Source organism: Priestia endophytica, assembly GCF_026790145.1.
Classification (GTDB): domain Bacteria; phylum Bacillota; class Bacilli; order Bacillales; family Bacillaceae_H; genus Bacillus_I; species Bacillus_I endophytica_A.
In genome coordinates this window covers 15,914-29,514 of the sequence record NZ_JALAMS010000026.1, presented here as the reverse complement: position 1 = coordinate 29,514, position 13,601 = coordinate 15,914, and the positions used below count along the sequence as shown (strand labels likewise).

Below are 13,601 nucleotides of genomic sequence, written 5' to 3'. Positions count from 1 at the left end.
TTTTCCTGAATTTGTATGTATTACTCCATAAACTCATTTTTTGACACCTAAAGTATAGTGTTCATCTTTGCTTTGGTTATAAAAATAACTGAACTGATTTTTTCCTCGTTACTATGATTATCAATATCACCACATAACCTGGAAATGTATAATTGAATTCTCTTTCTTATTAGAAGTAGTTTTTGCTATTATTTAAAGCTATAGCGATTTTTTTAATTCCTTCTTCAATTTTATATTCTTCTATGTTAGAAATATTCAATTTTAAAATTCTTTCATTCAAAACGCCATCTAAATAATTTCCATCAATAGCTTCTAATAAAACTTTATGTTGATTTAAATGGGAAATAAGTAAATTTAAATTGACTCTCTTTGGTAATACAATGTGACTATGCATACAAATTTCTGAGGGAGATTGATATACAGACAAATGTTTTTTTAAAGCATGCTGAAGTATGGTTGCACGGGCCGCATAAGTACCGCTTACTCTAGCACGATAATGATTAAACATGCCACTCTTTATATAAAGTTCCAATGCTGCTTGTGAAATCATTGAGCTGTCAATATCCGTTGTTTTTTTATATCTCTGAAAGAGAGGCGTTAATAATGGTGGTAAGACCGCAAACCCTATACGTAATCCAGGGAACATAATTTTAGAAAAACTCTTTAAATAAATTACATGATTATGTGTATCATACGAAAATAGCGGATCTACTTTTGTATTTTGTTCAAAATCGGCTAAATAGTCATCTTCTACGATATAAACATCATATCTAGCAGCTAAAGATAGAATGGCTTCTTTTTCTTTTTTACGATAGGAAGTGCCTAAAGGACTATGGAATCGTGGCATCGTATAGAAAAATTTAATATCATGAGAACGGAAGATTTGTTCTAATTCCTCTAAATCAATTCCATTTACGGTCCTTCTAATCCCGACTACTGGTAGCTTATAGGTTTTTATAAAGTCCATATAAAGATGATAACTTGGCTGTTCAACAAGTATCGTTTTACGATGATTAGGAAAAGGCATGAGACTAAGAATCGCTAAAGCTTGCTGAACGCCTGAAGTAACGAAAATATGATCTGAATGTGTAAATATTTGATACGTCTCTAATAGTTTTCTAGCTTCATCAATTAAGGAAGGCAAACCATTTGGGGTTCCATAATGAAATAATTCTTCTTGATACGTATCAATTGCTTTATTCATGCAATGTTGAAAGTCTTTATAAGGAAAGGCATGCCATGTTGGAGATGACGTAGCAAAGTCTATAAAATCGGTAGTAGAAGGTTTATGTGGCATTTGATGATCTACTACATAGTAACCACTTTTAGGAATGGCGTAAATCAAGTGTTGATCTTCTAGTTTATTGAGAGCCGTTAATATCGTACTTTTGCTACAAGTAAATTGCTGAGATAAATCACGAATAGATGGCAACTTTTCACCCGCCTGTAAATCAGCTATTTGAATTCGATCTTTTATGTTATTGTATATCGATTCGTATTTAAACATATGAAGCCTCCTTTATTATCTGTATCGGTACAGATGCGTATTTATTATATCGCAAAAAGTTCTAAGATTAATTATGATGGATTTATCGATCAGATAAAAAATAGAAGGAGTAATTTGTATGACTGAAAAAAGTAAAGCTTATATTGCTGCGATAGCCTATGCATTTATTATTGGTCTATCATTTATGTTTGTTAAAATGACTTTGGTGGTGGCTACACCATTAGACACACTTGCTCATCGCTTTACCATTGCTTTTGTTGGAGCGACGATTTTTATACAATTCACTAAAAATAAATTAAAGATACATTGGAGAGATATTGCTAGAATCCTACCTTTAGCACTGTTATATCCAATGCTATTTTTCGCTTTTCAAATATTTGGGCTAGCTAGGACATCTTCTTCAGAAGCTGGAATTATACAAGCTACAATACCTATTTTTACATTGCTATTTGCTATTGTAATTTTGAAGGAGAGAGCAAAACGTGTGCAGCTTGTTTTTATATGTTTATCAGTGGTTGGCGTCATTTACTTACTTGTGATGAATGGGACAGGAGCTAAAACAGCAAATTTAGTTGGAAGTGCACTTATTATTATTTCCTCTATTGCTTCTGCCTTATATAATGTTTTTGCAAGAAAACTTACACAACAATATTCCTTATTAACGATAACGTATGTTATGACATTATTTGGTTTTGTTGTATTTAATAGTATGGCAATTGGAAGTCGTATGATAGAAGGAACAATGGGTGAATTTTTTCAACCATTTTTACATATGGACTTTGTATTAGCTATTTTGTATTTAGGAATATTATCATCACTTGTTACGTCATATCTTTCAAATTTTGCTTTGTCCAAAATCGAAGCAGCCAAAATGAGTGTTTTTAGTAATGTCGCTACGCTAATTACAATTGTAGCTGGCGTTTTATTTTTACAAGAAACGTTCCACTTCTATCACTTAATTGGTGGAATTATCATTATCATTGGTGTTGTGGGGACAAATTTTGTTGGTATAAGGGGTAAAATCAATAAAAAGGTATAGTTTCTTACTCTTATTTTGACAATTGATTTATATATTAAAATTTTAAACAATCTCAATGAATGAGATGGGAAACAAGCAAGAGATCTTTTGAAAAAAACTATGCTAGATTAGTGAGAGTGAAAGATATAAAAGTGAACAATGTATAATAGAACTATTAACAACTTATAAAGAAATTTCTAATATAATTAATAAAATAAAAACATGAACAAAGTAAAAAAGGGAAGGTGCAGACTCCTTGGGGAACAAGGGATCTACACCTTCGTAACTTTTTAGAACCTATACATTAAAAACCTATTTTTTTCAGTTGAAAAGGAATAGTTCTTTTCTATTCATTTAAGGATATCCAATAGAGAATAGACTTCTCTACTATTAAGGAAGAATCATCTTATTATCTCTCTCGCTCACTTTGAACGAACAATTCCTTATAGGAAAGAACCTAATAAATTATCAGTCATCCTCATTCAATCGTCTATCTTATTAGCATCCCATGTTCCAATTCTTCTTCTGTCTGCGCCTCCGTAAATTTGGTCATTTTCTTCATCAATAACAAGCGCTTGGACGCCTCCATAAAAAAATGGATTGTCTTTTATATACACGTCATAGCCTCTTTGTGAAAGTTCCCCGATGCTATCATCTGACATTGTTTCTTCAACATATATTTTGTTTCCTTCTATAATAAATCTCGGTGCATCAATTGCTTCCTGTAGATCTTCCCCATAAACAATGTGACGAAGTAATACTTGAGATAAAATCATAGGAATTCGTTTTCCTCCTGGTGAACCAATGCCAATTACCTTCTCATCACTGGCTAAAATCATTGGAGCAGAATGACTTCTTGGACGTTTTCCTGGTTCTTTTTTGTTTAGGGAGTTTTCATTTGTTGAAAAATGGCTAAGCGAATTGTTTATAAACATTCCATTAATCATTGTACCTGAACCAAAAAAGTTTCCAAGTGAGTGTGTAGCTGAAATCATTGTGCCTTCTCGGTCAGTAATGACGAAGTGAGTTGTATTATCATAGCCTTCTTTATCTGCTGTTGAATCTTCCAATAAAACATCACTTGGCAAATCAGAAAGATCAAGCTCTTCTTCTAAGGATTCAATGTATGAATCCGTCACAAGTTTGTCCATATCTTCTGAAAAATAACGTGGATCTGCAACCGTATCTAATCGTTTCTCATAGGCTACTTTGATAAATTCTCCTAAAGCATGAGGGAAATCAGCCTGATCTGGTTCGATATTGTTGAAATCAAACACCTCAGCTAATTTTAAAATTTGCTCAAGAGTTGTTCCTCCTAAAGGTGGTGGGGAGCTAAAAACCCGGTAACCAAACACCGTTGATTCTACAGGAGGTTCTTTTTCAATTTCATATTTGCGAAAATCACTTTTTTTCACGCCTAGCGCTTGAGCTAACTCGGTTGCCATCTCACCTTCGTAAAAATCTTTTGCTCCGTTTTCTTTTACTTTTTCTAACGTTTCAGCAAGCTCTGGCTGCTTGATCGTTTCACCAACTTTTATAACAGCATCTCCATTGAAAAATGGGGATGCTGATGATTTTGAAATGCGATAAGATGCAGCTTGGAGACGGTCAACTAAGTATTGATCGGCTTCAAAACCTTCTTTTGCTAACTTAATGGCTGGTTCCATTAGCTCGTCCATCTCAAGTGAGCCATAGTCTTCGTGAAGCTTTTCAATACCCTTCACAAAACCAGGAATACCTGCTTGAATTTCTGGAGTTTCTCCGGAATATGGAGCAATTTCTTTATAATCATAAGACATTGCTTTTTCATCTTGTAAAACAATAGCTGCACCTCCACCACCAAGCCCTGAACCAAAAGGCTCGACAACAGCGAGTACATAGGAAACAGCTACAGCTGCATCTGCAGCGTTTCCTCCTTTCTTTAACACATCCATACCTGCTTCAACAGCGAGTGGGTGATTAGCACTTACCGCAAAAGCTTGATCATCTTTGTTCTCAACTGGCTTTGGGTTATTCATCAATGGTTCGTATGAAGGCACACCAAACTGAATGAGACCTGCACGCTCATACCCCCATACAATGAGAATACAGGTAAATAAAATAAGTATGATCCATTTCCAATATTTTCTCATAGCTTGTTCTCCTGAGTTATGTATTTTTTTCTATTATACATTTCATCTTATAGCTTTATAATTATTTTGTATTCTCTTATTTTTATCATACTATAATGTATCCTTAGGTATGAATACTAGAAGAGTAGATAAGGAGAGAAAACGATGGCGTATAAAATCAGGTTAACAGGCCATCTGACAAGCTCCACTCGTACCTAGTTTTTGATAGAGAGAAAAAAGGGGAAGATAAGAAAGGAAGATTCGAAAAGATATATTTCATAAATTGAATCCGGATAAAAGTACGATAAAGTTGTTTATGATAGGGGTGATGGGGTTTTCTATTTTGAAAAAAGCACAAAAACAAAATAAAAACCTTTCTTTTTAGTGATCTGTTTTTTATTATTATTAATAATCCTTTATAAAGCCAAAGGAGTCCTTTTTTCTAGACCATGCTTGATGGGGAAAATATATTTTACTGAAATACGTTGGATATGTCCTATATTCATCAGGTTTATAATCTTGAAAAGACTAATAAATAATAAAAAGAACTCAACTAATATAAGGGTTTTCTTCTATGTTTTTTTAAAGCAGTGGGATTTTCATCGAGTGAACGTTAAAATCAAAGGAGTTGAAAGAATTTGCTAAAGAGGCACTTTTTAAACCTTTCATGATAAAATTATTAGACAGTCTCCCCTTATTTCCCGAGCAAGTTTCAAGGAAAGAGTGGAGTATCCAGTCATCATAGTAGCATGATATTTTTTGTTTAGCGGTGTTCATTATACACTTTAAGTACAAGTGACAATAGATCTCTTTTTTCGGAGTATGAAGTAATAAATCCTACATTTCTTTCTTGGTTCTATCGTAAGTAACGACAATAAGAATAGTAATACTGTATAATTTTTACTTAAGTTAATCTTATAAGATAAGTATTTAACCTCAATCTATTAGGCAGAAAATAAATGGTGAGTTTTGAAAGGGGATACATAGTCTTGAACACAAAATATCTAGATTTACTTGCACAAAAGTATGATTGTGAAGAAAAAGTAGTAACTGAAATTATTAACCTTGAAGCTATTCTTAATCTTCCAAAGGGGACAGAACATTTTGTCAGTGATTTACATGGGGAGTATCAAGCTTTTCAGCATGTGTTAAGAAATGGTTCGGGAAATGTAAAAGAAAAAATCAAAGACCTCTTTAAAAATGTTTTATCTGAAAAAGAAATCGATGAATTTGCTACATTAGTTTATTATCCTGAAGAAAAGTTACCGTTAATGAAGGCTAACTTTAGAAATAAAGAAGAACTATATCAATGGTATACGGAAATCATTGACCGTATGATTAACCTAGTTTCGTATGCTTCTTCTAAATATACGCGCTCTAAACTACGTAAAGCATTGCCAGATCAGTTTGTTTACATTATAGAAGAGCTGCTGTACAAGAAAAATGAGTTGGCAAATAAAGAACATTATTATACAAAAATTATCCAGCAAATTATTTCTTTAAAACAAGCTGACAAGCTTATTATAGGTCTTGCTTATACAACGCAGAGATTAGTTGTGGATCATCTGCATGTAGTAGGGGATATTTATGATCGGGGACCTGAACCGGATAAAATTATGGAAACGTTAATCAATTACCATTCCGTTGATATCCAGTGGGGGAATCATGATGTACTATGGCTAGGGGCTTTTGCAGGTTCAAAAGTTTGTCTTGCTAATATTATTCGTATTTGTGCTAGATACGATAATTTAGATATTATTGAAAATGTATATGGAATCAATCTTAGACCCCTATTAAATCTTGCGGATAAATACTATGATGACAATCCAGCCTTTAGGCCAAAAGTACAGTCAGAGAAAAAACTATCCCATCAGGAGTTATCACAAATTACGAAAATTCATCAAGCTATTGCGATGATTCAGTTTAAACTAGAAGCTCCTATTATTAAAAGACGCCCTTATTTTAATATGTCAGAAAGGCTTCTGCTTGAGAAAATCGACTATGACAAAAATGAAATAACGATATATGGGGAAACGTATTCACTAGAAAATGGCTGTTTTGCAACGGTTAATCCGCTACAGCCGGATCAATTATTAGAGGAAGAAGAGCAAGTGATAGAAGGGTTATTATTTTCTGTTCAGCATTCGGAAAAGTTGGCTAGACATATGAATTTTCTGATGAAGAAGGGCAGTCTTTATTTAAAATATAACGGCAATTTACTAATACACGGCTGCATTCCTTTAGATGAAGAAGGAAATATGGAAAAAATGGCGATTGAGAATAAAACGTATTCAGGACGTAATTTACTTGATGTGTTTGAACGCTACTTACGACATGCTTTTGCACATCCTCAAGAGACGGATGACCTTGCAACAGATATGATCTGGTATTTATGGACAGGAGAATATTCATCACTCTTTGGAAAGAGAGCGATGACAACTTTCGAGAGATACTTTATTAAAGATAAGAAAACGCACAAAGAGAAGAAAAATCCATATTACTATTTGCGTGAAAATGAAGAAGTCTGCCGGAAAATCCTAGCTGAATTTAACCTTAATCCGGATCATGGTCATATTATAAATGGTCATACACCTGTTAAAGAAATTGAAGGAGAAAACCCAGTTAAAGCGAACGGAAAGATGATTGTTATAGATGGTGGTTTTTCAAAAGCATATCAATCTACAACAGGTATAGCTGGATACACTTTATTATATAACTCCTACGGGATGCAGCTTGTTGCTCATAAACATTTTAATTCAAAAAAAGATATCCTCTTAAACGGAATGGATGTTTTGTCAGTAAAAAGATTGGTGGACAAAGAGCTAGAGCGAAAAAAAGTTATAGAAACCAACGTCGGAAGAGAATTACTACAGGAAATTTCTATTTTGAAAGATCTCAGGGAATATCGATATAGTTAAAAGTTGAAAAATTATTATAACAACATATTAAATTATAGAAGCTTTGCGGGCAGTTAGGACGTTCATTTAAGTTTTGATGATAGCTTAATTGTCCGTAAAAGTAGATTTGAGGAAATAGAAAGAGCACAAACTCATTGCCACTCAATGGGGTTGTGCTTTTTTACTTTTTCAAAGGTATGGTATGTAAATAAAGTATATTTTCTACCTACAACTAACAGTTTACGGAATGCCTCTGAAAAGTAGGGAAAGTAGCCATTTGTTCATCAATCCGCCCTATACACAATATTTTTTAGCAGAAGAAAGTAGTCTTTAAGAATCACTTTTAATCATGTTAAATTTTCATTTTTTACATTTAAGACCAAATAATTACAAAAATGTTTGGCATTAAATCACCCAATATATAGAATTATATTGAATTAAAGATAGTTTATTTTAGAATAAATGATACCAGGGGGAAAAATCTGATGACAAAAGATTTTTATTCAGTCTTAAAAGAAAGACGTTCGTATTATGGAATTAATAAAGATGTTCAAGTATCTGATGAGAGAATTAAAGAAATAGTAGAATTTGCTGTAAAATATACCCCGTCTGCTTTTAACTCCCAAACAGCACGTCTTGTTGTATTAACAGGAGAAGCTCATGATAAACTATGGAATATTACAACCGAGACTTTAAGAAAAGTTATGGGAGATAGAGATTTTACTAGAACTCAATAGAAAATGGATTCATTTAAAGCAGGATATGGAACGGTACTATTTTTTGAAGATGAAAAATTGATTGAAGGTCTTCAGGAACAGTTCGCTTCATATGCTGACAACTTCCCTCTTTGGTCACATCAAGCGTCAGGTATGCACCAATTAGTAGTATGGTCTGCATTAGAAGCGGAAGGTCTAGGAGCATCTTTGCAACACTATAACCCCCTTATTGATAATGAAGTGAAAAAAGAATGGAATATTCCTTCTAATTGGAGATTAATTGCTCAAATGCCTTTTGGAAATCCAACAGCAGAACCAGGTGAGAAAGAATTTAATTCTCTCGAAGATCGTGTAAAGCTTTATAAATAATAAAGGATAGCTAAATATTTCACTCTCTTGTTAGAGAACATAGATTACCACTCATTTAGTTTAGTTATAAATTGACTGAAATAAACGGTAGGTGAACCGTCCAATTAATGGACGGTTCATTTATGTTGGAATCATCTTTAGTAAAAAAGAATCCTTTGCGTATTGGTAGAAAAGGATTTTATCCTTTATATGAATAGAGGGATACATAAGTAGTCTGTCTAATTTTATATTTGTTAAATAATTAAATGAGGTGTTGAAATTGAAAAAGTGGATGTACCTTTTTATTTTTTTGTTGTTTACAGGAATATTAGGCTATACAGCTCAAGCTCAAACACCAACTAAAGAATATACTCCTAAAGAAAAACTCCATATTAAAAATCTAGATGTTGATGAATTTTTTTCCAATGAGAATGGAACCTTTTTATTACGTGATGTTAAAACGGGAAAAACCTTTGTCTATAATCGAGAGAGAGCAACTACAAGGCTCACACCAGAATCTACATTTAAGGTTCCTAATGCGTTAATTGGATTACAAGTTAAAGCTGTTCGAGATGAATATGATGTAAAACGTTGGGATGGAGTAGAAAGGGAATTTGAGACATGGAACCGCGATCATACTCTTGGATCGGCTATGCGTGAATCAGCCATTTGGTATTATCAAGAGATGGCTAGAGATATTGGAGAGTCGCGTATAAAAGAGTGGATACAGAATATCTCATACGGAAACGAAGATATTAGTGGAGGAATTGATCAGTTTTGGTTAAATAGCTCTCTAAAAATTAGTGCCCTTGAACAAGCTAACTTTATAGAAAAATTGTATAAAGAAGAGCTTCCTTTTGATAAAACAGTTATGAAAACGGTCAAACGAATGATGATTCAAGAGGAAGGAGATCACTATACACTTTATGGGAAAACGGGAACAAGGCTGTCTGATATGGGACTGGGATGGTATGTCGGTTTTATAAAAGTAGACAATCATTCTTATGTCTTCATAACAAATGTTGATGGTTCGGGAACAAAAGCTAAAAATATCACATTGAATATCTTAAAAAAGTACAACTTAATGACAGAATGAAAAATAGAGGATATTGAGGCCTATTTAAAATAAAGGATAAACAGAAAATAATTAAAATCATCTATAGAAAAATACTGCTAGTTAAAAACGTTTAGATAATTAATTATCTAAGCGTTTTTATTATAGATAAGGGTATTATGTGGAAAATTAGGGTGGTAAAATATAGTAGATGTGAAAATAATGCCTTTTATGGTGATGGATGTTTTGTACAGCTTTTTATGTTATCAATATAAATTATTAATAATTTTATTGATTTTCACTTAATTTTCACTTTTTCTCGATAAAGTATAGATTACAAAAGAAGCACCTACTTTGTTAGGTGCTTTTTCGGTTTCATGTAGAAGAATAAAAGGGGAGTATACGTTATGAAACACATGTTACTAAAATCAATGACTATTCTTACTTTACTCATGGTCTCGTTATGTGGAGTTACAGGTGAACAAATAGAAGCTAGCACAACAGATGATCAAGATCTCATTATTGTTAATAAGTATTACAATAAAATTGCTTATTTCCGTAATGGTTACTTGGAGATGCTGGAGCCTGTAGCTACAGGAATGAGTTGGGATAAGACACCGGTAGGTTTTTTTAAAATTGTAAACAAAATTAAAAACCGCCCCTATTATACAGGTAATATCTCTGGAGGAGATTCAAGAAATCCATTGGGTAAGCGTTGGTTAGGAATAAATGCCAATGGTACATCTGGTGATACGTATGCTATCCATGGGAACAACAATCCGAATTCTATCGGAAAATACGTGAGCCAAGGTTGCATTAGAATGGATAATACAGCTATTGAGAAGCTCTTTGATCAAGTTCAAGTAGGAACGCCAGTGGCTATTACGTATTCTTACAAAAGTTTTGTAGAATTAACCGATTTATATGGGTATGACATACATTCATAACCATATTTATTTTTTTTATAGGTATTTCACTTATTGAGAATACTGGAGGAATAAAGACATTGTGCTTTAATCAACATCACTATTTATAACATGCCTCATAATATAACCTTTAATGGATTTTAATTGATAGAAGAAAGAAGTTCATCGATATCCTCATAAATCAAATTGTTTACTTAGTCTAAGAAATTTTAAATTCTTCTAGTTTCAAATATTCGTCATTAATTAAGTTAATAAAAGGTAAGCTCGCGAAGATATCGGGGCATTCTATCCTTGTATATTGGGATGAAGTACATGAAATTGATTCTTTATCAAGATATTTAAGCATAACCTTATTCGTTTTCATTTAATTTTCACTTTTCCTTGATAGAGTATAAATTGTGAAAGGGGAGGTACAATTTTTAACCTATCTTCTTAGTTCTTGAACCTTTTATGAGTGGCACTAGATTCAACTTTTAAGGAAGAGAAGACATTCGAGAAGACCCCTAAGTTAAAATGTTGAGGAGGAAAAATATAATGATAAATAAGAAAAAGGTATTGGGATATGTGATGGTTGGAGCTTTAGGTTTGAACATGTTAGGAGCAACTTCTACGTTTGCAGCCGAAAAGGAAAGCTCAAGTAAAACTCATTCATCAACTCGAGTGGAAGCTTCTGTATCTCATGATAAGACTACAGTAAATATAGAGTTGAAAAAACTACAAACTGAGGCAAAGAAACTTAACATTAAAGTGGATGGGAAAAAAGCAGAGGTTTTAAAGAAAGAAATTGAAGAATGTCAAAACCTCCATAAACAAGCGAAGAAATTAGGTCTTGAGCCAGATGGAAAAACACCTGATACTCTAAAGAAAGAAATTGAAGAATATCAAAACCTTCATAAACAAGCGAAGAAGTTAGGTCTTAAAGTAGATGGAAAAACACTTAGCACTCTCAAGATAGAAATCCAACAACATCTTAAACTTTAAATATAGAAAGAGGAAATTCTTCCTTTGAATGTGGAATCATAGGAAAGAAGGAGAAAGATGAATCAATCTATGAATTCATGCCGTGTATCATATAATCGCCAGAGAATGACATTGAAAATTAAGCAGGAGTCCATGAGACAACTAAATGAATTAGCAAGAAACATGAAGTGTAGCCGAACAGCTGCAATAGAAGAATGTATTCAATTTTTCTATAAAGGAGGAGGGGTGGAAAAGAAAGCTCTGAATCAGAAAAAGATTAATTAGAATGAATCAGGTAACAAAAGAGGTTGGGCATCTTTCATGTGCCTAACCTCTTTTGATTAAATTTATAATTTTTCATTGAATATTATAAAAATCTGCTTTTTTGTTTGGGTTTTTCTTTATGAACAACCTTACTTACGCAGTAGGAAAGTGAAATGAGAATCAATTATAATAAACAATCTCATTTGAGGGGTCATAGAGTCTCAAAAACTTAAATTTCCTTGCTTTGTAAAATCCAAACCACTTTCACTTCTAAGGAATTCATATTTTATGTTTAAGTTGTTCTTACCTATTGTATAAACATCTTGATACTCAAATGATTTTTTTAAATTTTTTCCGGTTTCTTCTAAAAGATCTTTGTTATTTTCTTTATAAAACCGAGATTATATAAAAAAGAATAATAATATGGAATAAGTAAGATAGAGGAGTTAGTCAGAAATAATCTCCGATTTCAAACAATTTAGTTATTATTAGAAGATAATAAATTAATGGAAATATAAGATGGGGGAGCTATGAATTTGAGGCTTAATTTTTTGTTGAATATTCGTAAATCACGAAATAAAAAGAGAAAAGATATAGTTAGAAGCACTCAAACTAGCTTGACTTTTTTATTTAGTGCGATTCTTGTGCTATTTCTTATTCTCTTTATCGTAGGGATTTATTTATTGCTTTACATCAACATTTTTAATAACCAAGAACGTGAATTAGAATCTACAATTAAGCGGGAGGCAAATCTTGTAGAAAATTATTTAATAGAGAATGACAGAGAAACTTTTCAAGGGGAGGAAAGTCAAGGCCTCATTGCCGCGAATCATGATCACTTTTTCTACTATATAACCAATCCTCAAGGTAATTTACTTGTAGGAGATGAAATGGTTCCTCCACTACGTAATCAATTAACAAATTTAGTGAAGAATTGGACTCCAAAACATAATGAAATACATCAAGCCGTTGTTCAGGTAAAGGATATGAGAGATAAAGAAATCCTAAAGGATACATCACCTGATTTTACAAATGTTCAGGAAGTCCGGCTTATGATTGCAGGTCAATCGATTTATTATCAAGATCAATTAATTGGAACGCTTTATATGGGAAAGAATATCTCCTTTGTTTATGATTCATTTAAACGGCTGCCGCTTTTTTTAATCGGAATCATTATTTTATTTGGTGGTGTGGCGGTATATATTAGCCACTTAATGTCAAAAAAAGCGATGATACCGATTACGCAAGCCTTTTCTCGGCAAAAGGAGTTTGTTGCTGATGTGTCTCATGAACTGCAAACTCCTCTAAGTATACTGTTATCTTCCATTAATTCGATGGAGATGAACGAAAATTCAAGTAGAAAAGAATATGCTTCAAAATTATTAGAAACGATGAAAAAAGAAGTCAAGAAAATGACGAAATCAGTAAGCACTTTACTGACATTAGCACGTTCAGATTCGGACATAATAGAACGACCGGATAAAAGATTCAATTGCCTCCCTTCTGCCAAGAAAAACGTTCATTCTATTGAAAATTCAGCAACAAAAAAACAAATTAAGCCTCAATTACAAGACCAAGTCAGCTGCTCATACGAGGAGACCAAAGAAGACTAACCCTTATACATTTTACTAGGTAATGCAGTGAAGTATATACCAAACGGAGGAGGGGGTTACTTGATTTTGTCCATTGCCTCCTCTCTAGTCCTCAAATATTTCAAATAGTCGTACAAGACATAAGGATTGGAAATGACCGTGAGAGTGCTGAATATATAAGAACCATTTATAAAAAATACGAGAGTTT

General features: G+C 32.9%; 9 protein-coding genes and 1 pseudogene. 8 read left to right on the top strand and 2 right to left on the bottom strand.

Going from position 1 to position 13,601, the window contains the following annotated elements:
• Positions 1-169 precede the first annotated feature (169 nt).
• The gene (locus tag MOC86_RS18545) at positions 170-1,507 is read right to left on the bottom strand and encodes a PLP-dependent aminotransferase family protein (protein ID WP_268585465.1); all 1,338 of its coding nucleotides are present in this window, start codon (positions 1,505-1,507) and stop codon (positions 170-172) included.
• 118 nt (positions 1,508-1,625) lie between these two features.
• Here MOC86_RS18545 and MOC86_RS18540 point away from each other — a divergent pair, with 118 nt between their 5' ends.
• A complete protein-coding gene (locus tag MOC86_RS18540) occupies positions 1,626-2,546 on the top strand; it encodes a DMT family transporter (RefSeq protein WP_268585464.1) in 921 nt (306 codons plus the stop codon).
• Positions 2,547-3,007: 461 nt separating this feature from the next.
• On the opposite strand, the gene MOC86_RS18535 is transcribed toward MOC86_RS18540, so the two are convergent.
• On the bottom strand, positions 3,008-4,657 hold the full coding sequence (locus MOC86_RS18535) for a gamma-glutamyltransferase family protein (protein ID WP_268585463.1): 1,650 nt from the start codon (positions 4,655-4,657) through the stop codon (positions 3,008-3,010).
• Positions 4,658-5,625: 968 nt separating this feature from the next.
• On the opposite strand from MOC86_RS18535, the gene fbp reads away from it, so the two are divergent.
• The 7 genes and pseudogenes from fbp to MOC86_RS18500 all read left to right on the top strand — a co-directional run bounded on the left by fbp (position 5,626) and on the right by MOC86_RS18500 (position 13,414).
• Positions 5,626-7,554: a fructose-1,6-bisphosphatase gene (gene fbp, locus MOC86_RS18530; RefSeq protein ID WP_268585462.1), complete on the top strand. Its 1,929-nt coding sequence runs from the start codon at positions 5,626-5,628 to the stop codon at positions 7,552-7,554.
• Between the two features lie 464 nt (positions 7,555-8,018).
• Positions 8,019-8,618 (top strand): annotated as a pseudogene (locus MOC86_RS18525) (nitroreductase family protein).
• Between the two features lie 259 nt (positions 8,619-8,877).
• Positions 8,878-9,693, top strand: coding sequence for a class D beta-lactamase (blaOXA, locus tag MOC86_RS18520; RefSeq protein WP_268585461.1), 816 nt, complete (start codon positions 8,878-8,880; stop codon positions 9,691-9,693).
• Positions 9,694-10,058: 365 nt separating this feature from the next.
• Entirely contained in the window at positions 10,059-10,598 is a 540-nt protein-coding gene (locus MOC86_RS18515) for a L,D-transpeptidase (protein ID WP_268585459.1), read from the top strand.
• Positions 10,599-11,111: 513 nt separating this feature from the next.
• A complete protein-coding gene (locus MOC86_RS18510; RefSeq protein WP_268585457.1) occupies positions 11,112-11,558 on the top strand; it encodes a hypothetical protein in 447 nt (148 codons plus the stop codon).
• 57 nt (positions 11,559-11,615) lie between these two features.
• Complete coding sequence (locus MOC86_RS18505) at positions 11,616-11,822, top strand: CopG family transcriptional regulator (protein WP_268585455.1); 207 nt, start codon at positions 11,616-11,618, stop codon at positions 11,820-11,822.
• Positions 11,823-12,331: 509 nt separating this feature from the next.
• Positions 12,332-13,414, top strand: coding sequence for a histidine kinase dimerization/phospho-acceptor domain-containing protein (locus tag MOC86_RS18500; RefSeq protein WP_268585454.1), 1,083 nt, complete (start codon positions 12,332-12,334; stop codon positions 13,412-13,414).
• The last annotated feature ends 187 nt before the right edge of the window (positions 13,415-13,601 follow it).

Excerpts from the sequence above, each read along its gene's own strand:
- MOC86_RS18505 (WP_268585455.1), top strand. The coding sequence starts at position 11,616 with ATGAATCAATCTATGAATTCATGCCGTGTATCATATAATCGCCAGAGA.
- MOC86_RS18510 (WP_268585457.1), top strand. The coding sequence starts at position 11,112 with ATGATAAATAAGAAAAAGGTATTGGGATATGTGATGGTTGGAGCTTTA.
- MOC86_RS18515 (WP_268585459.1), top strand. The coding sequence starts at position 10,059 with ATGAAACACATGTTACTAAAATCAATGACTATTCTTACTTTACTCATG.
- MOC86_RS18545 (WP_268585465.1), bottom strand. The coding sequence starts at position 1,507 with ATGTTTAAATACGAATCGATATACAATAACATAAAAGATCGAATTCAA.
- MOC86_RS18535 (WP_268585463.1), bottom strand. The coding sequence starts at position 4,657 with ATGAGAAAATATTGGAAATGGATCATACTTATTTTATTTACCTGTATT.
- MOC86_RS18500 (WP_268585454.1), top strand. The coding sequence starts at position 12,332 with ATGAATTTGAGGCTTAATTTTTTGTTGAATATTCGTAAATCACGAAAT.
- MOC86_RS18540 (WP_268585464.1), top strand. The coding sequence starts at position 1,626 with ATGACTGAAAAAAGTAAAGCTTATATTGCTGCGATAGCCTATGCATTT.